Below are 25474 nucleotides of genomic sequence, written 5' to 3' on the forward strand. Positions count from 1 at the left end.
CGTGCGGGTCCTCGTCCTCGGGGGCACCGGCGAGGCCCGGGCGCTCGCCGCCGGGCTCGTCGACCGCGGCATCGACGTCGTGTCGAGCCTCGCCGGCCGGGTCAGCGCTCCGGCCCTGCCCGTGGGAGCCGTCCGCGTCGGTGGCTTCGGCGGGGTCGACGGCCTGGCCGACCACCTCGTGGCCGAGGGCTTCACGCACGTCGTCGACGCCACCCACCCCTTCGCGCACCAGATCACCGCCAACGCCGTCGCCGCCGCAGCGCGCGTCGGGGTGCCGCTCGTGCGGCTGCAGCGCCCGGGCTGGTCGGTCCACCCCCTGGCGGACACCTTCACGTGGGTCGACGACGTCGACGCGGCCCGGCGTGCCGCCGAGGAGCTGGGGCGGCGCCCCTTCCTCACCACCGGCCGTCAGCAGCTCGAGTCGTTCGCGCGGTGGACCGACCGTTACGTCCTCGCCCGCGTGGTCGACCCGCCCGACTGGGCGGTGCCTTCCGGCTGGGAGGTGCTGCGCGCCCGCGGGCCCTACCCGTATGCCGCCGAGCGCGAGCTGCTCGAGAGCCGCCGCATCGACGTGCTGCTCACGAAGGACTCCGGCGGCGCCCTCACCGAGGCCAAGCTCGCTGCGGCGCACGACGTCGGCGTCCCCGTCGTGGTGGTCCGGCGACCGGCCGTTCCGCGGGGCCTGCGGGTCGTGGAGTCGGTGGACGCCGCGCTGGCCGAGGTCGTGGCCGACGTCGGGACCGCACTCGACCCGAAACGCACCTGACGGCATACCTCGTCGCGTACCTTCGTCGCGTGACGGCGGTGCAGCGGGAGCGGGCGCTGTGGGAGCGGCTGCTCCCCGGGCTCGCCGTGCTGCGCGACTACGACAAGGTGTGGATGCGCGGCGACGTGCTCGGCGGCATCACCGTCGCCGCGTACCTCGTGCCCCAGGTCCTCGCGTACGCCGAGGTGGCCGGACTCCCGGCGGTCACGGGACTCTGGGCGGTGGGCCCGAGCCTGCTCGTCTACGCCGTGTTCGGGTCGTCGCGGCGGCTCTCCGTCGGGCCCGAGTCGACGACCGCCCTCATGACGGCGGCAGGCATCGGCGCCCTCGTCACGGGCGCGGGCGGTGTGGCGATGCGGCAGGAGATGGCGGCACTGCTGGCGATCGCCGTCGGGCTGATCTGCGTCGTCGGCTTCCTCACGCGTCTCGGGTTCCTCTCCGACCTGCTCTCCAAGCCGGTGCTCGTCGGCTACATGGCCGGCATCGCGGCGCTCATGGTCGTCAGCCAGATCGGCAAGGTGACCGGCATCCGCGTGCAGGGCGACTCGTTCGTCCAGGAGCTGACGTATGCCGTCACGCACCTGGGCGCCGTGCACGTGCCGACACTGCTGCTGTCGGCGGGGGTGCTCGTCGTCCTCCTCGGCTTCCAGCGCCTGCGGCCGACCTGGCCCGGCCCGCTCATCGGCATGCTCGGGGCGACCCTCGTCGTGGCGGTGTTCGGGCTCGTCGACCGCGCCGGGGTCTCGGTCGTGGGCGACGTGCCCCAGGGGCTGCCGGCGATCCGCGTGCCCGACCTCGGCAACGTCGACGTGTGGCGGCTCCTCCCCGCTGCCCTCGGCATCGCCGTCGTCGCCTACTCCGACAACGTGCTCACGGGGCGTGCCTTCGGGGCGCGCCACCGCGAGAGCATCGACAGCAACCAGGAGTTCCTCGCGCTCGGCGGCGCCAACGTCGCCACCGGTCTGCTCCAGGGCTTCCCGGTCAGCTCGAGCGGCAGCCGCACCGTCATCGCCGACGCGATGGGCGCGCGCACGCAGCTGCACTCCCTCGTCTCGCTCGCGCTCGTCGTCGCGACGCTGCTGTGGCTCGGGCCGGTCATCGGGGCCTTCCCGACGGCGGCTCTCGGGGCGGTCGTGGTCTACGCGGCGATCCGACTCGTCGACATCCCGGAGATGCGGCGCATCGCCGCCTTCCGCCGCAGCGAGCTCGTGCTGGCGCTGTCGACGACGGCTGCGGTGCTGCTCTTCGGGGTGCTGCCGGGCATCGGTGCCGCCATCGCGCTGTCGGTGCTCGACCTCCTGCGGCGCATCGTGCACCCACACGACGGCGTGCTCGGCTATGTGCCCGACGTCGCCGGCATGCACGACATCGACGACCACCCGGACGCCGTGCAGGTGCCGGGCCTGGTCGTCTACCGGTACGACTCGCCGCTCTTCTTCGCCAACGCCGACGACTTCACACGACGCGCGCTGGAGGTGGTCGACGCGGCCCAGCAGCGCGGCGGGGTGGAGTGGTTCCTGCTCAACGCCGAGGCCAACACCGAGGTCGACCTCACGGCAGTCGACGCGCTCGAGGCGCTGCGCGCGACCCTCGAGCGGCGTGGCATCGTGTTCGCCATGGCGCGGGTGAAGGAGGACATGCGGGTGTCGCTCGAGGCGGGGGGCCTCGTCGAGCAGGTGGGTGCGGACCTCATCTTCCCGACCCTCCCCACCGCCGTCGCCGCGTATGCCGCGTGGTACCGACGCGAGCACGGCACGCCCCTCCCGGGGCTGCGCATCCCGCCCGTGCCGCCCCAGCCGAAGGCCGAGGCGTGACGGCTCGGCCGACCGTCGTGGGGCTCCACGTGGCGAAGGCGCGCCGCCTGCCGACCCGCTCGGTGGAGAGCGTGGAGGCCGAGGCAGGTGCCGGTCTTGTCGGCGACCGCTACCACGGCAGCAAGCACCGGCACGTCACGGTGCAGTCGGCCACCGACCTGGCGGCCGCGGCCGAAGCCCTCGGGCGGCCCGTCGACCCCGGCCTCACCCGGCGCAACGTCACGATCTCGGGCGGCGACATCCCGACGAAGCCCGGCACGCGCATCACCATCGGCGACGTCGAGCTCGAGGTCGTGCGGGTGGCTGCGCCGTGCCGCCTGCTCGACGACAACCTCGGCCCCGGCGCCGCGCGGGCGCTGCACGCCCGGGCCGGCACGGTGTTCCGGCTGCTCACGTCGGGCACCATCCACGTCGGCGACGAGGTCGACCTCCACCCGACCCCCTGACGGGACCACGCCGGACCCCGTCGGGAAGTGGGCACTCGACGAGAAGCTTCGGTCGAGTGCCTACACTTTCCGACGCGCGACCGGTGATCGACCTCAGAGCGCGGGTGCCGGACTGCGAGGACTGAGTGCGAGCTCGGCGGCCACGAAGTCGGCGAAGGCGGCGCCCAGCGGCATGTCCGACATGCCCTCGACGAAGAGGAACTGCCCCTGCGGGTTGACCTCGAGGAAGACCGGGTGCCCGTCGGGACGGACCTTGAGGTCGTAGACGCCCATCCGCAGCCCGAGGCGCCGGGTGACGTCGCGGAGGGCGTCCGAGAGCCGTGGCTCGAGCTCGACCGGCTCGACGACCATGTCGTTGGCCAGCCGCCAGTCCAGCTCGGCGCTGCTGATCCGTGCCGCGTGCACCGCGTCGCCGAAGACCATGACGCGCAGGTGGTCGGTGCCGGGCACCTCCTCCTGATAGACCGTCGCCGAGACGCTGATCTCCGCGTCGTCGTCGAGGGAGTCGAGGGTCACCCGCCCCGCCTGCAGCGACGTGCCGAGCAGCCCGGTGAGGGTCTTGGCGATGACCGTGCCGCCGTGGGCACGGGTGAAGTCGCGCACGTCGGTGGGGTCGGAGCTGACGAGCGTGCGCGGCACCGTGAGGCCGACCGCGCTCGCGACGCTGAGCTGGAGCAGCTTGTTCTGGGCGCGCTCCGTCGCGTACGGGTCGCTGATCCACGTGCCGGAGAAGCCGGCCATGAGGGTCCCCCGCAGCGCAGCCCGGTTGTCCTTGACGACGAGCTTGCGCAGCTGCGTGTCGGTGACGGCGTCGGGCACCGTCGGCCGGCCGTGGCAACGGCGCCACCAGACGAGGTCGAGGCCGCGCACGTCGACGGTGCCGCCCTCCTCGGTCGGCAGCGTGTGTCCCGGTCCGTCCACGTTGGACCAGGTGAGTCCCCCGGCGGCCGAGAGACGGTCGGAGGCGATGATGGCCGCGTCGATGTCGTGCGCCTCGCGCAGGTGCTTGCTGATCACGTACGCGTGGAGGTCGCCCGCGAGGGTGACGATCGCAACTCTGGTCATGGTTCTACTCCTTCGTCCTTCGGTCGCCGGGGTGCCGGTCACTCGTCGCAGTCGTCCCAGCCGTCATCGCTGCCGGAGATCGAGCCACCGGGCCAGCTCGGGCGCAGGCCGTCGGGGCCGACCACGGTCTGCTCCCAGGCGTCCAGCCGCGGCGGGTGGACGTAGCCCTCGTGGCTGCGGGTGAAGCGGGCCGACATGGGTGAGAGGTCCTTCATGACAACTCCTCGGTACTGGCCGGGCCTCGGTGACCCGGCACCGCCCGTCAGAGGTGCTCAGCCCGAGGGAGATACGGCGCGGCTGCCCATTTGAGTAGCGCTACCCAGCTGGGCTCTCGTGCGGGAGAGGGCGATGGCGAGGCCCACGGCGAGCGAGCCGGCGGCCACCTTGCGGGCCAGACGCGCAGCGGGGGCGATGTGGGCGCGTCCCGCTGCCGGTCCGGTGCCGAGCGTGCCGCGGTCCTCGACGCGACCGTCGTACGTGTTCGACCCGCCGAGCCGCACGCCGAGCACGCCGGCGAAGGCCGCCTCGACGACGCCGCCGTTCGGGCTCGGGTGGGCAGGTGCGTCCCTGCGTATGGCCTCCCATCCGGCGGCGGCTCGGTCCGACGAAGGCGCCGCGGCCAGCGCGATGGCGCCGGCGACGCGCGCCGGCACCCAGTTCACGAGGTCGTCGAGTCTCGCTGCCGCCCAGCCGAACTCGGCATAGCGCTCGTTGCGATGGCCCATCATGGCGTCGAGGGTGTTGACGGCGCGGTAGCCGAGCAGACCGGGGACACCGAGGAGGCTGCCCCAGAGCAGCGGTGCCACGACGGCGTCGGAGGTGTTCTCGGCCAGCGACTCGATGCAGGCCCGTGCCACCTCGTCGGCGTCCAGCTCGGCCGTGGCGCGTCCCACGAGGTTGCGCACCTGGACGCGCGCGGCCGCGAGGTCGCCCTGGCGGAGCTGCTGGTCGATGGTGTGGGCCTCGCGCGTGAGCGAGTGCCCGCCCAGAACAGCCCAGGTGGCCGCAGCTGTCGCCAGCGTGTGGGCCGGCCCGCACCGGCGGCTCGACCGCTCGGCGACGACGCCGAGGAGCGCCGTCGCGCCGACGAGGACGGCGACGTGCGTGGCCCCGGAAGCGCGGCGGGCGGCATACGTCCTGCGCTCGAGCGCCGCTGCAGCAGAGCCGAACCCGGCGACGGGATGCCAGCGACGTGGGTCGCCGACGGCGAGGTCCAGCAGGTAGCCGAGAGCCAGCCCGAGGGACCTGCTCATCGCAGCACGTCGAGCGCGGCCACCTCGCCGATGACGACGACCGCGGGTGCGCCGATTCCCTCACGGGCACACGTCTCGGCGATCTGGGCCAGGGGAGCACGCGCGGTGTGCATGCTCGGCAGGCCCGCGTCGGCGACGACGGCGGCCGGGGTCTGTGCCGACATCCCCTCGGAAACAAGGGTTTCCGCGACGACCGCCAGGGTCGCCACGCCCATGAGGATGACGATCGTCGTGTTGCTGCGGGCGATCGCACCCCAGTCGAGCGTGCTGCGTGGGTCGCCCGGAGCGACGTGCCCGCTGACGACCGTGAAGCCCTGGACCAGCGTGCGGTGCGTGACCGGGATGCCCGCGAGGGCGGGGGCGGCGATGCTCGAGGAGATGCCCGGGATCACCGCCACGGGGATGCCTCGAGCGGCGCAGGCCTCGGCCTCCTCCCCTCCACGGCCGAAGACGAAGTTGTCGCCGCCCTTGAACCGCAACACGTTCCGCCCCGCGAGCGCATGCTCGACGATGAGGTCGTTGATGCGTTCCTGGGGGGTGAAGTCGCCGCGCGGGATCTTGCCGACGTCGATGACCCGGACGTCGTCGCGGGCGTGGCGCAGCGCGCTGAGCGGAGCGAGTCGGTCGTGGACGATCACGTCCGCCTGACGGATGGCCTCGATGCCCGCCACGGTGAGCAGTCCGGGGTCGCCGAGCCCGCCGCCCAGGAGCGTGACGGACCCGACGGTCCCGCTCGCGGTGGTGACCGTCAGGTCGGCTGCAGCGGGTGCGGTGGAGACGTCCGCCCGGAGCACGACGTCGTACGCGGCCGGGTCGGCCCCCGCGTCGAGGGCGACGAGCCCGCGCTCTGCGAGGTCGCGCAACGAGGTCGGCAGGTCGATGAGCTCGGCAGCAACGGTGACCTGGGCGCCGTCGCGCAGCAGCGCGTGCACGGTGGCGACCGTGTGCGGCACGACGCGGGCGAGCAGGACCGACAGGCCGGTGAAGCTCAGCTCAGGCGACACGGCGCACCCTCCCCAGCTCGGCGAACGCGGCTGCGACGGACCGCGACGTCCCAGCGTCTCGCACGGCCAGCCGGACCCAGGTGGGTCCGAGGCCCGGGAACGTCTCGCCGCGGCGCACGGCGAAGCCGAGACGGGCGAGCTCCTCACGCACCGAGTGAGCGCCCAGCGGGCTCGTGTCGACGAGCACGAAGGGGGCGCCCGAGGGAGCGGCCGCGGACAGCCCGACCGCCTCGAGCTCCCGCACGAGCACGTCGCGGTCGGCGGCGATCGTCATGGCGCCGGCCTCAGCCTCGGCGACGGCGCGATCCGAGAGGCAGGCCACCGTGGCGGCCACGGCGGGGCTCGACACCGACCACGGCGGCTGCACGGCGCGAAGGGCGGCGACGACGGCCGCGTCACCCACCACGTAGCCGGCCCTCAGGCCTGCCAGCCCCCACGTCTTGGTCAGCGACCGGACGACCAGAAGGCCCTCGAGGTCGGGCCCGACGACAGACTCCGTCTCGCCCGGCACGGCGTCCATGAACGCCTCGTCCACCACGACGAGTCGACCCGGCGCCCGCAGGGAGTGCAGGTCGGCGGCCGGGTGCAGCACGCCTGTCGGGTTCGTCGGGTTGCCGACCACGACGAGGTCGGCGCCCTCGTGCTCGCTCCCAACAGCGAAGGTGCGCGGGTCGAGCCGGAAGCCGGTGTCAGGCGACAGCACGCACCGCGTGACGTCGTGCCCGGCGGCGGCGAGCGCAGCCTCGGGCTCGGTGAACTGCGGGTGCACGACGACCGCGTGTGAGGCCCGGACGCCCCGCGCGACCAGCGTGAACGCCTCCGCGCCGCCCGCGGTCGGCAGCACGCACGCGGGGTCGACGCCGTGCCGGGCGGCGATGGCCTCGACTGCCGGAGCAGGGTCGGGGTAGCGGCCCAGGTCGTGCAGCGAGCCGGCGATGACGTCGGCGAGCCAGGGAGGGGGAGCGGGCAGGCGCACGTTGACGGCCAGGTCGACGAGGCCGGGCGCGACGTCGCGGTCGCCGTGGTGGTGCAGGTCGACGCTCACGACGCCTGCCTCGGGGAGCGCGCCGTGGCGGCATACGCGTGGACGGCGTCGGCGAAGCGGGCCGCGAGGTGCGGGTGGCCCGCCCAGTGGGTGTGGAGGTACGACGCGTGGAGGGTCGCGCGTCCGGTGCCGGCCGGGTCGAGGGCGAAACCGTCGGGAGTGCCGTCGAGCAGCCACGCCGTGGCGCCGGTCGAGCGGTCGGCGTCGTCCGCGCTGATCGTCGTCCGGTGGAACTCGTGGCCGGTGACCCGGGTGCCCGGGACCCCCAGCACGGAGTCGCCCGGTGCCACGGCCGTGCGGTAGCCGAGGGTGAGGCGCGGGCCCATGGAGCCGACACCCGGGATGGCCCCGACCATCTCGTTCCCGTCGACGGAGGCGCTGAGGTAGAGCATGCCGGCGCACTCGGCAACCGTCGGCAGGCCAGCCCCCACGACACGACGGATGCCTTCTCGCAGGGCGGAGTTGGCCGACAGCTCCTCGGCGTGCACCTCGGGGAAGCCGCCTCCGAGGTAGAGGCCCGCAGTGCCGGCCGGGAGGTTCGGCGCCGTCAGCGGGTCGAAGACGACCGGCTCGAGCCCCGCGGCACGCAGCAGCTCGTCGGTCTCGGCGTAGCGGAACGTGAAGGCCCGTCCTCCGGCGACCGCCACGACCGGTCGACGCGCACTCGAGCCCGGGCGAGCGGCAGGGCGCGCGGCGTCACCGAGGGCAGCCGATGCGTCCCAGGCCGCGGCATCGAGCTCGGGCGCCGATCGGGCGATGGCCATCAGCTGGTCGAGGTCGACGTGCTCGGCGACGCGTTCGGCGAGCAGGGCCACCGACTCGGCAGCCTCGTCGCGCTCGGCCGCGGGCACGAGCCCGAGGTGCCGTGACGGCGCGGCGATGCCGGCGTCGCGCGGGAGCACGCCGAGGACCGGCACGCCGGTGGACTCGAGCGCCGACCAGACCTCGCGCATGTGGCGCCCCGAAGCTGCCTTGTTGAGCACGACACCGGCCACGCGGACGCCCGGCTCGAAGGTGGCGAGGCCGTGGACGATCGCCGCGGCCGTGCGGGTCATGTGGCTGACGTCGAGGGCCAGCACGATGGGGGAGCGGGTCAGCGAGGCGACGTGCGCGGTCGAGGCGTAGCCGTCTCCGCCGATGCGGCCGTCGAAGAGCCCCATGACCCCTTCGACGACCGCCACGTCGGTGGGGCCGTCGGCGGTGGCGCCGTGGACGAGCAGTGGCGCGACGAGCGCCTGGCTCGTGAGGAACGGGTCGAGGTTGCGGCCGGGCCGCCCGGTGGCGAGGGAGTGGTAGCCGGGGTCGATGAAGTCGGGGCCGACCTTGAAGCCGGCCACGCCCAGCCCGCGGGCGCGCAGCGCGGCCATGAGTCCGGTGGCAAGCGTCGTCTTGCCGTGCCCCGAACCCGGCGCCGAGACGACGACGCGGGGGAGCGCGATGGTGGGCGGCTCCTGCGGGGCGTCGCCGGTGCGTGGCAGCCGGCCGAGGGCGGTGTCGATGGCGCTCACCACTCGATCCCCCTCTGTCCCTTCTGGCCGGCGTCGAAGGGGTGCTTCACCTTCGTCATCTCGGTCACGAGGTCGGCCAGGTCGAGGACCTCCTGCGGGCAGCGACGTCCCGTGATGACGACGTGCTGGTGCCCCGGCCGGTCGCGCAGGGTGGTGACGACGTCGTGGACGTCGATCCATCCCCACGCCATCGGGTAGGTGAACTCGTCGAGCACGTAGACGCCGTGCGTCTCGTCGGCCAGGCGGCGCTTGATCTCGGCCCACCCCTCGCGGGCGGCCTCGGCGTGGTCCTCGTCGGTGCCCTCCTTGCGGCTCCACGACCAGCCGGCGCCCATCTTGTGCCACTCCATGGGGCCGCCCTGGCCGGTCTCGCGGTGCAGCTCGCCGAGGGTCTCGACCGCAGTCTGCTCGCCGATGCGCCACTTCGCGCTCTTGACGAACTGGAACACCCCGACCGACCAGCCCTGGTTCCAGCCGCGCAGGGCGAGGCCGAAGGCGGCCGTCGACTTCCCTTTGCCGTCGCCCGTGTGGACGATGACGAGCGGCCGGTTGCGGCGCTGCCGGGTGGTCAGCCCGTCGGCCGGGACCGTGGTCGGCTGGCCGCGCATCAGGCGGCCCTTCCCGAGGTCTCGCGCGTCGCGCGCGCGGCACCCACGATGGCCGACGCTGCGAGCTCACCGACGGGCAGGTGCTCGGCACCGAGCTGCTCGGCGAGGCGGCCGGCGAGGCCCATCCGGAAGCGCCCGGTCTCGCAGTCGAGCACCACGGACTCGACGCCCTCGTGGCACAGCCGGGCGGCCACGCGGGCCGAGCGGGCGAGGGCGTCCGGGCCGCTCGTGGCCCGGCCGTCGGTGACGACGACGAGGAGCGGGCGCCGGTTCGGGTCGCGCAGCCGCTCGACGCGAAGGGTCTCGTAGGCCGTCCCGAGCCCTTCCGCGAGGGGCGTGCGCCCACCGTGGGGGAGCTCGCGCAGCCGGCGCGCGGCGACGTCGACCGACCCGGTCGGGGGCAGGACGAGCTCGGCGCCGGCTCCGCGGAAGGTCACGAGACCGACCTTGTCACGGCGCTGGTAGGCGTCGAGCAGCAGGGACAGCACGGCGGACTTCACCGCCTCCATGCGCCGGCGAGCGGCCATCGAGCCGGACGCGTCGACGCACAGCAGCACGAGGTTGGACTCCCGGCCCTGGAGCACCGACCGCCGCAGGTCGCCCGGGAGGACCCGCAGTCGGGCGCTCGCGCGCGCCGGGCTCGTGGTGGCCCGGCTCGCGGCCGCGCGGATCGTCGCGGGCAGGTGCACCGGTCCGGTGGGGCGGGTCGTCGAGCCGACCCGGCGCCCCGAGCTCGTGATGGCGGTCGAACGACGCCCGGGGTCGCCGTGCCCGATGCCCTTGGCGCGCAGCAGGCGGGCGCGGTAGGGCTCGTCGGCGGCGCTCACGCCGGACGCGGCCGGGGCACCAGCGGGCTGGGGCTCGCTCGGCTCGCTCGGCTCGCTGCGCTCGGTCGGCGGACTCGCTTCGCTCGCCGCCTCCTGCTCGGCTCGGGTCGGCGGACTCGCCTCGCTCGCCGCCTCGTCGGTCTCGGGCTGTCCTCCACCGTCGGGCTCGGGACCCGGGTCACCGTCGCGCAGCAGCTGTTCGAGCAGGTCCTCGTCGAGACCGGGGGAGTCGAAGGGGTTGCGGCGTCGCCGGTGGGGCAGGGCGAGCCGGGCGGCGGCGCGCACGTCGTCGACCGTCACGGCGTCACGCCCTGCCCAGGCCGCGTGGGCGACGGCAGCCCGCGCGGTGACGATGTCGGCGCGCAGCCCGTCGACCTCGAAGCCCGCGCACACGTGGGCGATCCGCGTCAGCTCGCGGTCCGGCAGTGCGACGGAGCCGAGCGCAGAGCGGGCTGCGGCGATGCGGTCGCGCAGCGCGTCCTGCTCGGCCCGGAACCGCGCCACGAACCCGGTCGGGTCGGCGTCGAAGGCGAGCCGGCGGCGTACGACCTCGGCGCGCAGCGCAGGCTCACGGGGCGCCGCGACCTCGACGGTCAGCCCGAAGCGGTCGAGCAGCTGCGGTCGCAGCTCGCCCTCCTCGGGGTTCATCGTGCCGACGAGGACGATGCGCGCGGCGTGCGAGACGGAGACGCCGTCGCGTTCGACGGTGTTGCGGCCCATCGCGGCCGCGTCGAGCAGGAGGTCGACGAGGTGGTCGTGGAGCAGGTTGACCTCGTCGACGTAGAGGATGCCGCGGTTCGCGGCTGCGAGCAGGCCGGGCTGGTATGCCGTCTCGCCACGTCCCAGCGCCCGCTCGAGGTCGAGCGACCCGACGACGCGGTCCTCGGTGGCGCCGATCGGCAGCTCGACGAGCCGGGCCGCGCGGGTGTCGGCGTCGGCGTTCGCGTCGTGGGGCCCGTCGGGGCAGCCCGCAGCTGCAGCGTCGGCGGGGGCGCAACCGAAGCGGCAGCCGGCGACGACCTGCTGGTGCGGCAGGACGGCGGCGAGGCCACGCACCATCGTCGACTTCGCGGTGCCCTTCTCGCCGCGCACGAGCACGCCGCCGACGTCGGGGGAGACGGCCGTGAGCACGAGCGCGAGGGCGAGGTCGTCCGAGCCGACGACGGCCGAGAAGGGGAAGGTGGCCGGGCGAGCCGCCGGGTCGCTGCCGGCCTGGTTCGTGCCGTCGTTCGTGCCGTCGTTCGTGCCGTCGTTCGTGCCGTCGCGCATGTCGCTGCGAGCCTCCTGCGGGTGCCTCGCCCGCGTCGGTGGACCGGACGCACCCGGCGGGCGCGACCAGCGACGGGAGATGCCCTGGCTTCCCGCGACCGTCAGGTCAGGGGTTCACAGTGGCGGGACCGCTCCGGACTTGCACCGGATTCCTCTCCAGTCGCCACGCGCAGTCTGCCACGTCGCGTCGAGGTCCGGCGGCGCGGTCAGGCCGAACGGGCCACCGAGCCGCGGCCGAGGTCGTCGAGGCCGTCGGGCAGCACCGCGACGACGGCCCGCCAGAGCTTCGTGCCGGAGACGGGCACGAGCACGGGCCCGTGGTCGTCGGCCTCGATGCGCAGCATCCCGGCGTCCGTGTCGAGCCAGGCGAGCCGGCGGGCGACCGTGCGCCCGGCCTCGACGAAGGCGACGTCGACGAGCGCGAGGTGCCAGCCGCCGGCGCGCACGGCGGCGGCGGCAGCCGGCCACGGCGCGAGCAACCCGGCGAGCGCCTCGACGCCCGCTGCCCTGGCAGTCGATGAGCTGGACGCGAGGTCGTCGAGCACCGCTTCGTCGACGACGACGGAGCCGCTGCCGAGACGCGGACGCGGTCCGACGAGCGTGACGCGGGCGATCGCCTCCGGCACGAACTCGGCCGACACCGAGGCGAAGTCGTACGTCCCGTCGCCGAGGTCGGTGAGCAGGGCGGCGTCACCGGCCAGCCAGCCGTGGTGGAGGCGTACGTCCTCGGGCCCGGCGACGAGCACCTGCAGAGTGGCGACCGACCCCGCGACGGCGGCGAGCCCGGGCCGGAGCAGCGGGTGAGGCACCCCGGCGGTCACGGCGCCGACGTCGACGAGACGGCCGAGCGTGGTGTCGCAGGAGTCGACCGCGTCGCTCGAGAGCTCCGCGAGGGTGATGAAGGCCTCGGCGTCGAGCCGAAGGGTCCCGTTCGCGGCGTCGAACTCCACGCTCATGCGGGCACGTGTCCCGGCACGCCGTCCGCCACGCAGCCGGTCTCGCGCACGACGAGGCTCGAGGCGACCGCGTCGATGAGCGGGGCCATCTCGGTGAGGCGCAGCGTGCCGACGTTCGCCGTGAGGGTGACGCCCGTGCCGCCGACCACCGTCGACCACGACTCCGTCGTCACCGACTCGCGGGCAGGAGTCCAGTGGGTGGTGAGGCGACGGGAGCCGGCGTGGCCGCCGACACCGAGCTCCTCGTGGTCGAGCACCAGGTGCTCGGCCACCTCCTCGTCGTGCCGCGCGACCTGGCGCTGCCAGTCGCCGAGCGGCCCGTCGACGGGTCCGGCGGTGAGCACGAAGTTGGTGCGGAAGAGCCCGGCCCGTTCCGGCTCGAGGGCTGCCACGACGCCGGCGTCCTCGGACAGCACGATCGTCTCCCAGGCGGCGGGCACGTCGAAGGTGACGCTGCCTCCGTGCGCGCTGACGGTCGTCAGTCGCGTCGTCGGGACGCGGCCGGAGTCCGTGCGGGCATCAGTCATGGTTGGGTTCTTCCTCCCCTGTGGCGACGTTGTCGCACGGCATCCCCGACGGTCCCCTGACGCCCTGCGATAGCCCATGATGGGGCCGGGAGGGCACGGGCAGGACCGGAACGGGCAGATCCGTCTGCCGATCTTCGTCCGCGCTAGGGTCGCCGCTGTGACCGCCCGAGCGAGTGACGTGCCGATCGACGTCGTGCCGATCGAGGTGGTCGGGGTCGGGGCCGCCGGGCTGGGGACGCTCGACCCCGACGCGCGGCGCATGGTCGACGAGGCCGACGTCGTCGTCGGTGGCGACCGCCACCTCGACATGCTCGGCGAGCGGCCGGGCGTGCGGCTCGTGCCGTGGCCGTCGCCGCTCCTGCCCGGTCTGCGCGCCCTCCTCGACGAGGTCTCGGGCAGGCGCGTGGTCGTGCTGGCGAGCGGTGACCCGCACGTGTCGGGGATCGGCTCGACCCTCGTCCGCGAGCTCGGCACCGACGCCGTACGCGTGCACCCGGCGGTCTCGTCCGTCGCCCTCGCGCGCGCCCGCATGGGCTGGGCCGCCGAGGACAGCGAGGTCGTGACACTGGTCGGGCGTGACGTCGACCGGCTGCGGCGCGACCTCGCCCCGCGCGCCCGGCTCGTCGTGCTCACCTCTGGTGAGGACGCCCCGTCGCGCGTTGCCGCCCTCCTCGTCGACGAGGGGTATGCCGGCAGCCGCGTCACGGTGCTCGGCGACCTCGGGTCGCCCGCCGAGTCGCGCACCGACGGCGTGGCCGCATCGTGGGACGACCGTCCCGCCCCTCGGTTGCACCTCGTGTGCGTCGAGTGCTCGTCGGGACCCGCCACGCGCGCTCCGTCGCTCGTGCCGGGACTGCCCGACACGGCATTCGAGAACGACGGGCAGCTGACCAAGCGCGTCGTGCGGGCGGCGGCGCTCGCCCACCTCGCACCGCGGCCCGGCGACGTCATGTGGGACCTGGGCGCCGGTGCCGGCTCGGTCGGCATCGAGTTCGCGAGGCAGCACCCGCGCAACGAGGTGCACGCCGTCGAGCGCGACCCCGCGCGCGCCGGGCGGGTGCGGCGCAACGCGCGCGCCCTCGGCGTCCCGGGCCTGCGTGTCGTCGAGGCGTGGTCGGCCGACGCCGTCGCGGCCCTGCCCCGGCCCGACGCCGTCTTCGTCGGTGGCGGCGCCACGGCTGACCTGCTCGACGCGTGCTGGACGGCGCTCGCGCCGGGAGGGCGGCTCGTCGTCCACGGCGTCACGGTCGAGACCGAGCTGGTGCTGCACGAAGCACGCCGACGGCTGGGTGGGTCGATGAGCCGCATCGCGGTCGAGGAGCTGGACGTCATCGGGTCGCTGCACGGGTGGAGGCCGGCTCGGTCGATCGTCCAGTGGTCCGTGGAGAAGGCTGTGCTGCAAGAGGATTCGGAGTTCGACACATGACCGTGCACTTCATCGGCGCAGGGCCGGGCGCTGCTGACCTGCTGACGCTGCGGGCCGTGCGGCTCGTCGGCGAGTCGCAGGTGTGCCTCTACGCCGGCACCTACATCGGCGCCGAGGTGCTGGCGCACTGCCCCGACGGCGCGCAGCTCGTCGACACCCAGCACCTCGACCTCGACGCCATCACCGAGCACTGCGTGCGGGCCCACGAGGCCGGGCACGACGTGGCGCGGCTGTGCTCCGGCGACCCGTCCGTCTACTCGGCCGTCGCCGAGCAGACGCGGCGCCTCGACCGGGCGGGCGTGCCCTGGGACGTCACGCCCGGGGTGCCCGCGTATGCCGCCGCGGCAGCGCTCATCGGGCGCGAGCTGACCGTGCCCGAGATCGCCCAGTCGGTCGTGCTGACCCGCGCGCACCGCGACTCGACGCAGATGCCCGCGACCGAGTCGCTCGCCCACTTCGCGCGGTCGCGCGCGACGCTCGTGCTGCACCTCGCAATCCGGCGCACGCGCGAGCTGATGGTGACGCTCGTCGACGACTACGGTGCCGACTGCCCCGTCGTCGTCGTCGCCAACGCCGAGCAGCCCGACCAGCTCGTGCTGCGCGGCACCGTCGCCGACATCGCCGACCAGGTCGAGGCCGCCGGGCTGCGGCAGGCCGCGATCATCCTCGTCGGGCGGGCGCTCGCCGCACGCGACACGGACGACTTCGCCGAGTCGCACCTCTACGGGACGCGAATCACGCGACGCGCGTAAGCATTCGGGCGCACCCCCGTGGCGGCGGCCGTCGGCCTGTGTCAGGATGCGAGGGCCGCAGTGCACGGGAAGTCGGTGTGATTCCGACGTGGTCCTCGCCACTGTGACCAGGGAGCAAGTCCCCACCATCGCCACTGGTGACCTCAGGTGAACAGCCGGGTCGCTGGGAAGGCGGGGAGGCGCGACGATCTGGAAGCCAGGAGACCGGCTGCGGCGTGATCTGTCCACGAGGCATGGAAAGAAAGGGTCAATCTGCCATGACCACTGCTGCATCCGTCGTCCCCTCCACCGCGTCCGCCGCCACCGTCAAGGTCCCCGTGTGGGCCTGGCTGCTGCTCGCCGTCGCCGTCTTCACGATCTACGTGCTCGCTCAGGAGAACGGGGCGCTGCTCAGCGCTCCCGCCGCCGAGATGCTCCACGAGCTGACGCACGACGCGCGCCACGCGCTCGGCGTCCCCTGCCACTGACGTGGCGGTCGGTTTCGGCTCCGTGCTGCGGCGCGGGGCCCTCGCCGGCGCGCTCGCCGGGCTCGCCGCTGCGCTGACCATCTGGCTCGTCGTCGAGCCCGTCATCCGTCGTGCCCTCGTGATCGAGGACCTGCGCGGGATGCACGGGGGGCAGGCGGCCGGGGTGCCGCTGCACGGCGGCGACGAGCCGCTCGTGTCGAGGTCGGCGCAGGTCGTCGGGGGTGCGGTCACCTCGGTGGTCGTCGGTCTGGCGGTCGGCGTGATCTTCGCGGTCGTCTTCGCCCGTCTGCGCGACCGCCTGACCGGCCGCGGCGACCTCGGCCGGTCGCTGGTGCTCGCAACGGTCGGCTTCGGCGCCGTCACGCTCCTGCCTGCTGTGAAGATCCCGGCCAACCCGCCCGCCGTGGGCGACCCGGCGACCGTGGGGCGCCGCACGACCCTGTATGCCGTCGTGCTCCTCCTCGGCGTCGCCATCGCCGTCGTCGTGCCGATGCTCGACCGCTGGCTCGCGTCGCGGGTGCCGGTGCCGTCGACGCGGTGGGCCATCGACGTCGTCGCAACGGTCGTGCTGCTCGTGCTCGTGCTCACCCTGCTGCCGGGCACCCCGGACCAGGTGCCGGCCGACGTCCCCGCCGACGTGGTCTGGGACTTCCGGCTCGCCTCGCTCGCCCAGCTCGGCGCGATGTGGCTGACGCTCGGACTCGCGTTCGGGCTCCTCATGGAGCGCGGCGAGGCCGTCCGTCCCGGGCGTGCGCGGGTCGACGTCGGCACGACCGTCTCGGCGTGACGGCATACGAAAGCGGCTCTCCCGCAAGCTCGCCCGGCGGAACATGCATCGTGCGCGTCTGCCGCGACTGTTGCTGCGGCACGCAGGAGAAGCACCCCGGCGTCGACCACGACGGGCTGCTGGCCCGGCTCGAGGTCGGCGCGGGGGCGCACGCGCGGGTGCTGCGGAGCGGCTGCCTGCTCGCCTGCGACGAGTCGAACGTCGTCGTCGTGACACCGTCGCCGGGGGGACGCCGGGCAGGCGCACGGCCCGTGTGGCTGCGCGCCGTCCTCGACGAGACCACGACCGACGCGATCAGCGAATGGGTGAGACGGGGCGGGCCAGGCGTCGCATGCATCCCGCCCGCGCTGGTGTCACGGGTCTTCGTGCCGAGCGGGATCGCGCTCGAGTGGGCGCCGGCCTGACAGCGGCAGCGTCAGAGCCCGGCGAGTGAGCCCACGGCTGCGACCGCCGCCAGCGCGATCGCGACGGCCGCGACGAAGGTGCCGACCATGAGCGCCACCTTCACGCCCGTCGACTGCTCGCCGCGGGTGATCCCGAGGTTGACGAACACCCCGCCGAAGGCGACGGCGAAGCCGATGGCGCCCTGCACCACCAGCAGGGTCACCAGGGGAAGCAGCGCGAGGAGCTGCAGCGCCACCGGCGTCTCCGGGCCGGTCGCGTACTCCCGGTCGCCGACGACGAGCGCCGGGTAGGCGCGGTTGAGGCCCGCCTTGACCCGGGCCTCCACCGGCCCGGCCGTGCCCGGGAGCGTCAGGCGGTTGCGGGGGAACCCGTGCGGCTTCAGGCGGCTGCCGTCGACGGAGAACCGGTAGCCGCTCCAGAACGAGTAGTCGGTCGACACGACTCCCGCGACACCGGGGATGCTGAGGTCTGCGAAGGCCATGGGGCGTACCTTGGCAGATCCGAGCCCGACGGTGTGGGACCGGCCGGTCAGACCTCGGCGCGCACGTCGAGGCCGATGCCGATGACGTCGCCGTCCTCGATGTCCTCGGCCCGACGGACGGCGCTCTTGAGCGGCACGATGTAGCCGCCGTCCTTGGGCCACAACGAGGTCGACCACTCGGTGCGACCGACGCGCGCCGTCACGGGGATCATGCCCCAGCCGTAGCTGACGTGGGCGACGTCGTGCAGCGCCTCGGACTCGGGCTCGGGCACGCGCACGAAGTAGTAGGGCTGGGGGCCGCGCCACTGGTAGACGGTGCCCTGGAAGTCGAGCTGCATGGGGTCAGGATGTCAGGGCGACCTGCCGACGGCGGGCAGCTCGGGGCCCTCATGCCGCGTCGGAGCTGAACGCGCGCGGCGTCATGACGACCGCGGGGGTGAACTCGACCGGGTCCGGCATGGGGCCGCCCGGCGGCAGGCCCGAGCGTGCCATCGCCCTGGGGAACACGTCGCGGTTGAAGGCCTCGAGCTGTTCCTTGGACTCCCACACCTCGACCAGGTCGAAGCCCTGGTCCGACGGGTAGGCGTAGTGCAGCAGCAGACCCTCGACCTCACCTTCCTCCGAGACGGTCTCCATGATCGCTCGGTGCATGGTCAGGTAGACCTCGATGGGCGCCGGGAAGTGGAGCGTGTATCCGTACATGGCCGTACCTCCGTCCGATCTATCGATGGGACGGCAGCGGCCGCTCGCCTGTCAAGACATCGTGCGACGACGGGTGCCGTCGCATGGCTCACTGGACGAAGCGGGGTGTCCACACCTGGCCGGTGGCGGTGACGCGGGTGCCGGTGGCGCAGACGACGACGAGGCACTTCATGTCGATGGTCGCCGGGTCGAGGGCCTCGAGCGTCGTGACGGTGAGGGTCTCCTCGTCGCGGCCGACGTCGCGACCGACGACGACGACGGTGTCGCCCGAGCGCTCCTCGAGGAGGACCTCGCGCGCCCGGGCGACCTGCTCGGTGCGGCTGCGCGAGGCGGGGTTGTAGAGCGCGACGACGAGGTCGGCGGCGGCCGCGGCGCGCAGGCGCCGCTCGATGACGTGCCACGGCTTGAGCCGGTCGGAGAGCGACATGATCGCGAAGTCGCCGCCGAGCGGTGCGCCGGCGCGGGCGGCCACGGCCTGGGCCGCCGTGACGCCGGGCAGGACGCGCACCGGGACGTCGCCGTAGCCGTGGGTGTCGGCGGCCTCGAACACGGCGGAGGCCATGCCGAAGACGCCCGCGTCGCCGCCGGAGACGACGGCGACACGCTCGCCCTTGCGGGCCAGCTCGAGGGCGTCGCGCGCGCGGTCGACCTCGACGGTGTTGCCCGACGCGTGACGGACGAGGCCCTCGCGCTGGGGCACCCGGTTGACGTAGGGGGCGTAGCCGACGAGGTGGCCCACCTCGGCCAGGGCGGCGGAGGCCTCCGGGGTCAGCCACCGGCCGGGACCGGGACCGAGACCGACGACGACGACCTCACCGACAGGTGCCTCGGTCGGGCTGGCTTCTGCTGGAACAGGACCGGCGGCGGGGGTGCCCGCCGACGAGGCCGCCCGACCGGCTGCGTCGGCGCGCAGATCCTTGCCCGGCAGGACGACCATCGACATGTACGGCACCGACGAGGGGTCCACGTCCGCGACGGGCAGCACGCGCTCGGCCTCCGAGCTGGCTCGCTCGACGTAGCGCGCCTCGTCGAGGCGGCCGGCCTGGCGGAGCGCCTCGCGGACGTTCTCGAAGGTCCGGCCCAGCTTCATGACGACGGCGGCCTCGGTGTCGGCGAGACGGCGCGCGAGCTCTGGCACCGGCAGCGTGCCGGGCAGGACCGTGAGCACGTCCTCGTGTCGGCAGAGCCCGGTCGCGACGGCGGCCGCGCTGCCGCTCACCGACGTGACACCCGGCACGACGGCGGTGTCGTAGCGGCCCGAGAGGCGGTCGTGCAGGTACATGTACGTGCCGTAGAAGAGCGGGTCGCCCTCGGCGAGGACGACCACGTTGCGGCCCGAGTCCAGATGCGCTGCAAGGCGATCCGCCGACTCGTCGTAGAAGTCGGACATGAGCCCGTGGTAGCCGAGCGGGTGGTCGGTGGCGCCGGTGGTGACGGGGTAGACGAGCAGCTCCTCGACCACGTCGTCACGGAAGTACGACTGCGCGATGCGACGCGCGATGGAGTCACCGCGCGGGCCGCTGTGGAAGGCGACGACGTCGGCCCCGCCGATGAGACGCGCAGCCTTGACGGTGACGAGCTCCGGGTCGCCCGGGCCGACGCCGACCCCCCTCAGCCAGCCGCTCACAGCTCCTCCTCGCGGGCGAGCGCGTTGACGGCGGAGGCAGCCAGGGCCGATCCGCCCCGCCGCCCGTGGACGACGAGCCACGGGATGTCGAAGGGGTTGTCGGCGAGGGCCACCTTCGACTCGGCCGAACCGATGAAGCCGACCGGGATGCCGACGATCGCAGCCGGACGGGGGCCGCCGTCCGCGATCGTCTCGAGCAGGTGGAAGAGGGCGGTCGGGGCGTTGCCGATGGCGACGACGGCGCCTTCGACGCGGTCACCCCACAACGACACCGCGGCGGCGGAACGTGTTGTGCCCCAAGCCTTTGCGAGGCCGGCGACCCGCTCGTCGCGGAGCGTGCAGACGACATCGTTGTCGCGCGGGAGTCGGGCCCTGGTGATGCCCGAGGCGATCATGTGCGCGTCGGTGAGGATCGGCGCGCCCGTCTCGAGAGCGCCCCGGGCGGACGCGACGAGCCGCGGGTGCACGGCGATGTGCTCGGTGAGGTCGACGTCGCCGCTCGCGTGGACCATCCGGACGGCGACGACGCGGGCGTCCTCGGGCAGGTGGTCGAGCCGTGTCTCGGCCCGGATCGTCGCGAACGACCGCCGGTAGATCTCGGCGCCGTCCGTCTCGTACGCGTAGCGGCGGGTCGGTGGACCCACCGTCCCGTTGGTCGTCCTCAGGTCCATGACCCCTCCTGCTCCGTCGACCCCGTCGAGTGGGCACTCTCCCTCGCCGAGTGGGCCGCGATCTGGTCCAGCGCCGCGCCGAGAGACGCCGGCGACAGCACGTCGACGTGCGCCGCTGCCGGCTTCCCACAGCGACGCTCGCACCCGCTGACGTGCACGGGGAGGTCCCCGGCTGGCAGGACCGGGGCGAGGTCGCGGGCGAGGGCGCGGGTGTCGATGGCCGAGCGGCTGCACCCGGGGAGGCCGGTGCAGGCGTGGAGCCGGTGCCACGGCGAGCCCGCGTGGGTGGCGAGTCCCGCTGCCTCGAGCGCGGGGAGGTGGCGCGCGCCGTGCTCGACGACGAGCGACCTCCACGGCGTCACGCGTACGGTCTCGGCGACGCGCCAGAGGGCGTCGACGTGCTCGCGGCGCAGCAGGCCGAGGGGGACGGCGACGACGGCGTGCTCGCCGACGGCACCCAGCGGACGGTCGGGCTGGGGCGGTGGCGAGATCGCACACGTGGGGGCGGGCCCGAGACGGTCGGCGAGCTCGTCGACGTGCCAGGCCGTCTCGCCGCCCTTGGTGCGCTCGGCGAACTCCTCCGCGAGCGCGGTCACGGTCCGCACCGCCTCACGGAGCGGCACCGACCAGCCACCCGGCTGCGAGCCCGCCAGGACGACGCCGCGGTCCGGGCCGGTGGCGAGGAACCCGAGGTCGAACGTGCCGCCGATGACGTCGCCGCGCCCGTCGTCGAGGGCGAAGAGGAAGCGGCCGCCGAGGTGAGCCAGCCCGGGCGCGGCGCAGACGGCGTCGTCCAGAGCCGCGGTGAGGGGACGCACGTCACACCGGCCGCCGCCGTCGAGACCCGACAGCGGCGACGCGACGACGTTGCGGACCAGCTCGTGGCTCGGTGCCGGCACGAGGCCGGTCGCCAGGACGGCCGCGCGCGTCTCGGCCGTCAGCGGGTCGGGCAGGCCGCGCAGCTGGAGAGCTGCTCGGGAGGTGAGCAGGACGGTCGGATCCGGCTGTCCCGCAACGACATCGAGAAGTCCGGACAGGGCGCTGACAGACACTGGAAGTCCGGCTGGACGCAGCCGGACGATCGACCCGTCGACAGCGGAGAACGGCCGCGCGACGCCGGGGCAGGCGTCTGCGGCACCTCGGGCTCGGCTCGTCGGGGCGGTCACGCGGCACATCGTAGGGGCGCCCCCGTCCGCGTCAAGGCCGGCGTCTCGGGCTATGGTGGCCCCAGCGTCGTCGACCAGGAACCCGGTGAGAGTCCGGGACGGTCCCGCCACTGTGAGCCGTCACCCGCGAGGGAGGCGGTGAGTCAGGAACTGCCGGCAGCGCCTCACCTTCCTTTCGACCGCGGGGCGTGGACACCCCGCCGAGGAGACCCTGATGACGCGCATCGCGCTGCTCTCGACCTCTGACACCGACCTGCTGTGCGCGCGCGGCAGCGGCGCCGACTACCTGGTCGCGAACCCGACCCGGCCGGGCCACCCGTCGATGGCCGAGGCGATCGAGGCCGCCGACATCGTCGTCGCCCGCGTCCTCGGCGGACCCCAGGACCTCTGCGACGGCTTCCGTCGACTGCGCGGCGCGGGCAAGCCGATGGTGGTTCTCGGTGGCGAGCAGACCCCGAACGCGTCGCTCATGGACCTGTCCACCGTCGCCCCGGGCGTCGTCGCCGAGGCGCACCGCTACCTCGCCGAGGGCGGCGCGGCCAACCTGCGCGAGCTGCACGCCTTCCTCGGCGACACGCTGCTCATGACCGGCGAGGGCTTCGAACCGCCGGCGCCCCTCCCGGCCTGGGGCGTCCTCGATCGCCCCGAGCCGGCGACGGCCACCGCCCCGACTTCCGACGTCGCGGGCGCCGCTCCCCGCCCGCGCGTCGGGATCCTCTTCTACCGCGCCCAGTTCGCCGCCGAGAACACCGCCTACGTCGACGCCCTCGCCGACGCGGTGGACGCCGCCGGCGGCATCGGCGTCCCGGTGCACGTGTCGTCGCTGCGCGAGGCCCCGGCCGACCTGCTCGAGCACCTCGCGGCATACGACGTGCTCGTCACGACCGTGCTCGCTGCCGGTGGCACGAAGCCGGGCACCGCGAGCGCGGGCGAGGACGACGAGGCGTGGGACGTCCGGGCGCTCGCCGCGCTCGACGTCCCGATCATCCAGGGCCTCTGCCTCACGTGGAGCCGCGAGCAGTGGGAGGCGAGCGACGACGGGATGAGCCCGCTCGACGTCGCCACCCAGGTCGCGGTGCCCGAGTTCGACGGCCGCATCATCGCGAACGCGTTCTCCTTCAAGGAGATCGACGGCGACGGCCTGCCGCACTACGTGCCCGACCTCGAGCGGTGTGCCCGCCTCGCGACGCTCGCCGTCAACCACGCCCGCCTCCGCCACACGCCGGCCGCCGAGCGTCGCATCGCGATCGTGCTGTCGGCGTACCCCTCGAAGCACTCGCGCATCGGCAACGCCGTCGGCCTCGACACCCCGGTGTCGATCATCCGGCTGCTGCGGGCCATGCGCGAGGCCGGCTACGACCTCGGCGCCCCCGGCGAGATCCCCGGCACCGGGCCGCTCGAGCCCGTCGACGGCGAGACGCCTGACACGACCGCGGGCAACGCCCTCATCCACGCCCTCATCGAGGCCGGTGGCCAGGACGAGGACTGGCTGACGCAGGAGCAGCTGAGCGGCCAGCCGGTCCGCATCCCGGCCGCCCGCTACCGCGAGCACTTCGAGGCGCTCCCTGACGAGCTGCGCGACGCCGTCACGAAGCACTGGGGCGAGGCGCCGGGTGAGGTCTTCGTCGACCGGCACACCGACGCCGGAGGCGAGCTCGTCGCGGCCAGCCTGCGCGCCGGCAACGTCGTCATCCTCGTGCAGCCGCCGCGCGGCTTCGGCGAGAACCCCATCGCGATCTACCACGACCCGGACCTCCCGCCGACGCATCACTACCTCGCCGTCTACGACTGGCTGGCAAGGGATTTCGGCGCCCACGCCATCGTCCACATGGGCAAGCACGGCAACCTCGAGTGGCTGCCGGGCAAGAACCTCGCGCTCTCGGCGGCCTGCGGCCCCGACGCGACGATCGGCTCGATCCCGCTCGTCTACCCGTTCCTCGTCAACGACCCCGGCGAGGGCAGCCAGGCCAAGCGCCGGGCCCACGCGACGATCGTCGACCACCTCGTGCCGCCGATGGCACGAGCCGAGTCCTACGGCGACATCGCCCGGCTCGAGCAGCTGCTCGACGAGTACGGCAACGTCTCGGTCATGGACCCGGCCAAGGCTCCGGCCCTGCGCGCCGAGATCTGGACCCTCATCCAGGCCGCGCAGATGCACCACGACCTCGGTCTCACCGACCGCCCCGACGACGACGAGTTCGACGAGTTCGTCATGCACGTCGACGGGTGGCTGTGCGAGGTCAAGGACGTCCAGATCCGGGACGGCCTCCACATCCTTGGCGAGGCCCCCGCGGGGGAGGGCCTCGCCAACCTCGTGCTCGCGATTCTGCGGGCCAACCAGGTCTTCGCCGGCGCCGTCGGTGCCGTGCCGGGCCTCCGGACGGCGCTCGGGCTGAGTGAGGGGGAGTCCGAGCGCTCGTCCGTCGATGTCGCCGAAGCGCAGGCGTCCGCCCTCGTCGCCGCCCTCGCCGAAGCGGGCTGGGCCGAGGACGCCGTGCCCGGGATCATCGCCGAGCACCTCGGTGACCTCCCGAACGTCGACATTGAGGGCGTATGCCGTTCGCTGGCCTTCGCCTGCCGCGAGGTCGTGCCGCGCCTGCTCGCGACGACGCGCGAGATCGACGCCGTGCTCCACGCGCTCGACGGCGGCTACGTGCCGGCCGGTCCCTCGGGCTCACCGCTGCGTGGCCTCGTCAACGTGCTGCCGACCGGGCGCAACTTCTACTCCGTCGACCCGAAGGCGATCCCGAGCCGGCTCGCGTGGGAGACCGGGCAGCGGCTCGCCGACGATCTGCTCGCCCGGCACCGCGCCGACACGGGCGAGTGGCCGCGCTCCGTCGGGCTGTCGGTGTGGGGCACGTCGGCCATGCGCACGTCGGGCGACGATATCGCCGAGGTGCTCGCGCTGCTCGGCGTGCGCCCCCGGTGGGACGAGATGTCGCGTCGTGTCGTGGGCCTCGACGCCGTCTCGCTCGAGGAGCTCGGCCGGCCCCGCATCGACGTCACGGTCCGCATCTCGGGCTTCTTCCGCGACGCGTTCCCCCACGTCATCGCGATGCTCGACGACGCGGTGCGCCTCGTCGCCGACCTCGACGAGGGCCCCGACGACAACTACCTGCGCGCCCATGTCGCCGGTGACCTCGCCGACCACGGTGACGCCCGCCGAGCGACGACCCGCATCTTCGGCAGCAAGCCCGGCTCCTACGGCGCCGGCATCCTCCCGCTCGTCGAGTCGGGCAACTGGCGCACCGACGCCGACCTCGCGGAGGTCTACGCGACGTGGGGCGGCTTCGCCTACGGGCGCGAGCTGGACGGCATACCGGCTCGGGCCGACATGGAGCGCACGTACGCGCGCATGGACGTCGCCGCGAAGAACATCGACACCCGCGAGCACGACATCGCCGACAGCGACGACTACTTCCAGTACCACGGCGGCATGGTCGCGACCGTGCGCGCGCTGACCGGGCGCGAGCCCAAGGCGTACGTCGGCGACTCGACGACCCCCGACGCCGTGCGCACGCGCACCCTCACCGAGGAGACCGCGCGCGTCTTCCGCGCCCGCGTCGTCAACCCGCGGTGGATCGCGGCCATGCGCAAGCACGGCTACAAGGGCGCGTTCGAGCTCGCCGCGACCGTCGACTACCTCTTCGGGTTCGACGCGACGGCGGGCGTCGTCACGGACTGGATGTACGAGCAGCTCGCCCAGACGTACGTGCTCGACAAGGAGAACCGCGACTTCCTTCAGCACGCGAACCCGTGGGCGCTGCACGGCATGGTCGAGCGACTGCACGAGGCCGTCGAGCGCGGGCTCTGGGAGGAGCCGGACCCCGAGCTGCTCGCCGAGCTCCAGCAGGTCTACCTCGACGTCGAGGGCGACCTCGAGGACTGACCCACCGTCACAC

General features: G+C 73.9%; 25 protein-coding genes and 3 riboswitches. Of the genes, 9 read left to right on the forward strand and 16 right to left on the reverse strand.

The genetic code is table 11. From position 1 onward, the window contains the following. Position 1 precedes the first annotated feature (1 nt). From ACXR8F_RS06195 to ACXR8F_RS06205, 3 genes are read left to right on the forward strand one after another with little or no spacing between them, the layout of a single operon-like run. Positions 2-766, forward strand: a complete 765-nt coding sequence (locus tag ACXR8F_RS06195; RefSeq protein WP_458799199.1) for a cobalt-precorrin-6A reductase — start codon at positions 2-4, stop codon at positions 764-766. 29 nt (positions 767-795) lie between these two features. Then, positions 796-2580: a SulP family inorganic anion transporter gene (locus tag ACXR8F_RS06200; protein ID WP_458799200.1), complete on the forward strand. Its 1785-nt coding sequence runs from the start codon at positions 796-798 to the stop codon at positions 2578-2580. Next, entirely contained in the window at positions 2577-3026 is a 450-nt protein-coding gene (locus ACXR8F_RS06205; protein ID WP_458799201.1) for an MOSC domain-containing protein, read from the forward strand. The genes ACXR8F_RS06200 and ACXR8F_RS06205 overlap by 4 nt, the downstream gene beginning before the upstream one ends. A gap of 93 nt (positions 3027-3119) precedes the next feature. On the opposite strand, the gene ACXR8F_RS06210 is transcribed toward ACXR8F_RS06205, so the two are convergent. The 10 genes from ACXR8F_RS06210 to ACXR8F_RS06255 form a co-directional block, all read right to left on the reverse strand. Further along, positions 3120-4091 carry a hypothetical protein gene (locus ACXR8F_RS06210; protein ID WP_052677502.1) on the reverse strand — a complete coding sequence of 324 codons (972 nt, stop codon included), beginning with the start codon at positions 4089-4091 and terminating at the stop codon, positions 3120-3122. Between the two features lie 38 nt (positions 4092-4129). Further along, complete coding sequence (locus ACXR8F_RS06215; RefSeq protein ID WP_458799202.1) at positions 4130-4306, reverse strand: hypothetical protein; 177 nt, start codon at positions 4304-4306, stop codon at positions 4130-4132. Between the two features lie 57 nt (positions 4307-4363). Then, complete coding sequence (locus tag ACXR8F_RS06220) at positions 4364-5344, reverse strand: cobalamin biosynthesis protein (RefSeq protein WP_458799203.1); 981 nt, start codon at positions 5342-5344, stop codon at positions 4364-4366. Then, a complete protein-coding gene (gene cobA, locus ACXR8F_RS06225; RefSeq protein ID WP_458799204.1) occupies positions 5341-6348 on the reverse strand; it encodes a uroporphyrinogen-III C-methyltransferase in 1008 nt (335 codons plus the stop codon). The genes ACXR8F_RS06220 and cobA overlap by 4 nt, the downstream gene beginning before the upstream one ends. Continuing rightward, positions 6338-7393 carry an Rv2231c family pyridoxal phosphate-dependent protein CobC gene (cobC, locus tag ACXR8F_RS06230; RefSeq protein WP_458799205.1) on the reverse strand — a complete coding sequence of 352 codons (1056 nt, stop codon included), beginning with the start codon at positions 7391-7393 and terminating at the stop codon, positions 6338-6340. Before cobC ends, cobA begins: the two co-directional genes overlap by 11 nt. Continuing rightward, the gene (locus ACXR8F_RS06235) at positions 7390-8901 is read right to left on the reverse strand and encodes a cobyrinate a,c-diamide synthase (RefSeq protein WP_458799206.1); all 1512 of its coding nucleotides are present in this window, start codon (positions 8899-8901) and stop codon (positions 7390-7392) included. Before ACXR8F_RS06235 ends, cobC begins: the two co-directional genes overlap by 4 nt. Further along, positions 8898-9509 (reverse strand): cob(I)yrinic acid a,c-diamide adenosyltransferase, encoded by a 612-nt coding sequence (cobO, locus tag ACXR8F_RS06240; RefSeq protein ID WP_458799207.1) that lies wholly within the window; start codon positions 9507-9509, stop codon positions 8898-8900. The genes ACXR8F_RS06235 and cobO overlap by 4 nt, the downstream gene beginning before the upstream one ends. Next, entirely contained in the window at positions 9509-11605 is a 2097-nt protein-coding gene (locus ACXR8F_RS06245; RefSeq protein ID WP_458799208.1) for a putative cobaltochelatase, read from the reverse strand. The genes cobO and ACXR8F_RS06245 overlap by 1 nt, the downstream gene beginning before the upstream one ends. Positions 11606-11685: 80 nt before the next feature. Further along, a riboswitch (cobalamin riboswitch) is annotated at positions 11686-11757 on the reverse strand. A gap of 54 nt (positions 11758-11811) precedes the next feature. Beyond that, the gene (locus ACXR8F_RS06250; protein ID WP_458799209.1) at positions 11812-12561 is read right to left on the reverse strand and encodes a hypothetical protein; all 750 of its coding nucleotides are present in this window, start codon (positions 12559-12561) and stop codon (positions 11812-11814) included. Further along, the gene (locus ACXR8F_RS06255; protein WP_045192920.1) at positions 12558-13088 is read right to left on the reverse strand and encodes a hypothetical protein; all 531 of its coding nucleotides are present in this window, start codon (positions 13086-13088) and stop codon (positions 12558-12560) included. Before ACXR8F_RS06255 ends, ACXR8F_RS06250 begins: the two co-directional genes overlap by 4 nt. A 157-nt stretch (positions 13089-13245) precedes the next feature. On the opposite strand from ACXR8F_RS06255, the gene ACXR8F_RS06260 reads away from it, so the two are divergent. The 5 genes from ACXR8F_RS06260 to ACXR8F_RS06280 all read left to right on the forward strand — a co-directional run bounded on the left by ACXR8F_RS06260 (position 13246) and on the right by ACXR8F_RS06280 (position 16924). Next, the gene (locus ACXR8F_RS06260; RefSeq protein ID WP_045192922.1) at positions 13246-14514 is read left to right on the forward strand and encodes a bifunctional cobalt-precorrin-7 (C(5))-methyltransferase/cobalt-precorrin-6B (C(15))-methyltransferase; all 1269 of its coding nucleotides are present in this window, start codon (positions 13246-13248) and stop codon (positions 14512-14514) included. Then, a complete protein-coding gene (locus ACXR8F_RS06265) occupies positions 14511-15266 on the forward strand; it encodes a cobalt-precorrin-4/precorrin-4 C(11)-methyltransferase (RefSeq protein WP_458799210.1) in 756 nt (251 codons plus the stop codon). The genes ACXR8F_RS06260 and ACXR8F_RS06265 overlap by 4 nt, the downstream gene beginning before the upstream one ends. A 41-nt stretch (positions 15267-15307) precedes the next feature. Next, a riboswitch (cobalamin riboswitch) is annotated at positions 15308-15493 on the forward strand. Between the two features lie 30 nt (positions 15494-15523). Next, complete coding sequence (locus tag ACXR8F_RS06270) at positions 15524-15733, forward strand: CbtB domain-containing protein (protein ID WP_045192924.1); 210 nt, start codon at positions 15524-15526, stop codon at positions 15731-15733. Position 15734: 1 nt separating this feature from the next. After that, positions 15735-16520 carry a CbtA family protein gene (locus tag ACXR8F_RS06275; RefSeq protein WP_458799211.1) on the forward strand — a complete coding sequence of 262 codons (786 nt, stop codon included), beginning with the start codon at positions 15735-15737 and terminating at the stop codon, positions 16518-16520. After that, positions 16517-16924, forward strand: a complete 408-nt coding sequence (locus ACXR8F_RS06280; RefSeq protein ID WP_458799212.1) for a hypothetical protein — start codon at positions 16517-16519, stop codon at positions 16922-16924. Before ACXR8F_RS06275 ends, ACXR8F_RS06280 begins: the two co-directional genes overlap by 4 nt. An 11-nt stretch (positions 16925-16935) precedes the next feature. Here the strand turns inward: ACXR8F_RS06280 and ACXR8F_RS06285 are convergent, their stop codons facing one another. The 6 genes from ACXR8F_RS06285 to ACXR8F_RS06310 all read right to left on the reverse strand — a co-directional run bounded on the left by ACXR8F_RS06285 (position 16936) and on the right by ACXR8F_RS06310 (position 21572). After that, positions 16936-17406, reverse strand: coding sequence for a hypothetical protein (locus ACXR8F_RS06285; RefSeq protein ID WP_458799213.1), 471 nt, complete (start codon positions 17404-17406; stop codon positions 16936-16938). A gap of 47 nt (positions 17407-17453) precedes the next feature. Further along, positions 17454-17744, reverse strand: coding sequence for a DUF1905 domain-containing protein (locus ACXR8F_RS06290; protein WP_458799214.1), 291 nt, complete (start codon positions 17742-17744; stop codon positions 17454-17456). 49 nt (positions 17745-17793) lie between these two features. Continuing rightward, positions 17794-18108, reverse strand: a complete 315-nt coding sequence (locus ACXR8F_RS06295; RefSeq protein WP_045192932.1) for a hypothetical protein — start codon at positions 18106-18108, stop codon at positions 17794-17796. A gap of 88 nt (positions 18109-18196) precedes the next feature. Further along, positions 18197-19735 carry a precorrin-2 C(20)-methyltransferase gene (locus ACXR8F_RS06300; protein ID WP_045192933.1) on the reverse strand — a complete coding sequence of 513 codons (1539 nt, stop codon included), beginning with the start codon at positions 19733-19735 and terminating at the stop codon, positions 18197-18199. After that, the gene (locus ACXR8F_RS06305; protein WP_458799215.1) at positions 19732-20406 is read right to left on the reverse strand and encodes a precorrin-8X methylmutase; all 675 of its coding nucleotides are present in this window, start codon (positions 20404-20406) and stop codon (positions 19732-19734) included. The genes ACXR8F_RS06300 and ACXR8F_RS06305 overlap by 4 nt, the downstream gene beginning before the upstream one ends. After that, the gene (locus ACXR8F_RS06310) at positions 20397-21572 is read right to left on the reverse strand and encodes a precorrin-3B synthase (RefSeq protein ID WP_458799216.1); all 1176 of its coding nucleotides are present in this window, start codon (positions 21570-21572) and stop codon (positions 20397-20399) included. The genes ACXR8F_RS06305 and ACXR8F_RS06310 overlap by 10 nt, the downstream gene beginning before the upstream one ends. 39 nt (positions 21573-21611) lie before the next feature. Continuing rightward, positions 21612-21744, forward strand: a riboswitch (cobalamin riboswitch). Positions 21745-21786: 42 nt separating this feature from the next. Between ACXR8F_RS06310 and cobN the strand changes: the two genes are divergently transcribed. Further along, positions 21787-25461, forward strand: a complete 3675-nt coding sequence (cobN, locus tag ACXR8F_RS06315; RefSeq protein WP_458799217.1) for a cobaltochelatase subunit CobN — start codon at positions 21787-21789, stop codon at positions 25459-25461. The last annotated feature ends 13 nt before the right edge of the window (positions 25462-25474 follow it).

It is taken from the genome of Terrabacter sp. AAH1, assembly GCF_054456855.1.

What these genes read in the sequence shown, in the direction of transcription:
- ACXR8F_RS06255 (WP_045192920.1), bottom strand. Translation starts at nt 13,088, where the DNA reads ATGACTGATGCCCGCACGGACTCCGGCCGCGTCCCGACGACGCGACTG.
- ACXR8F_RS06210 (WP_052677502.1), bottom strand. Translation starts at nt 4,091, where the DNA reads ATGACCAGAGTTGCGATCGTCACCCTCGCGGGCGACCTCCACGCGTAC.
- ACXR8F_RS06290 (WP_458799214.1), bottom strand. Translation starts at nt 17,744, where the DNA reads ATGCAGCTCGACTTCCAGGGCACCGTCTACCAGTGGCGCGGCCCCCAG.
- cobN (WP_458799217.1), top strand. Translation starts at nt 21,787, where the DNA reads ATGACGCGCATCGCGCTGCTCTCGACCTCTGACACCGACCTGCTGTGC.
- ACXR8F_RS06265 (WP_458799210.1), top strand. Translation starts at nt 14,511, where the DNA reads ATGACCGTGCACTTCATCGGCGCAGGGCCGGGCGCTGCTGACCTGCTG.
- ACXR8F_RS06220 (WP_458799203.1), bottom strand. Translation starts at nt 5,344, where the DNA reads ATGAGCAGGTCCCTCGGGCTGGCTCTCGGCTACCTGCTGGACCTCGCC.
- ACXR8F_RS06215 (WP_458799202.1), bottom strand. Translation starts at nt 4,306, where the DNA reads ATGAAGGACCTCTCACCCATGTCGGCCCGCTTCACCCGCAGCCACGAG.
- ACXR8F_RS06305 (WP_458799215.1), bottom strand. Translation starts at nt 20,406, where the DNA reads ATGGACCTGAGGACGACCAACGGGACGGTGGGTCCACCGACCCGCCGC.
- ACXR8F_RS06285 (WP_458799213.1), bottom strand. Translation starts at nt 17,406, where the DNA reads ATGGCCTTCGCAGACCTCAGCATCCCCGGTGTCGCGGGAGTCGTGTCG.
- ACXR8F_RS06250 (WP_458799209.1), bottom strand. Translation starts at nt 12,561, where the DNA reads ATGAGCGTGGAGTTCGACGCCGCGAACGGGACCCTTCGGCTCGACGCC.
- cobO (WP_458799207.1), bottom strand. Translation starts at nt 9,509, where the DNA reads ATGCGCGGCCAGCCGACCACGGTCCCGGCCGACGGGCTGACCACCCGG.
- ACXR8F_RS06270 (WP_045192924.1), top strand. Translation starts at nt 15,524, where the DNA reads ATGACCACTGCTGCATCCGTCGTCCCCTCCACCGCGTCCGCCGCCACC.
- ACXR8F_RS06245 (WP_458799208.1), bottom strand. Translation starts at nt 11,605, where the DNA reads ATGCGCGACGGCACGAACGACGGCACGAACGACGGCACGAACGACGGC.
- ACXR8F_RS06295 (WP_045192932.1), bottom strand. Translation starts at nt 18,108, where the DNA reads ATGTACGGATACACGCTCCACTTCCCGGCGCCCATCGAGGTCTACCTG.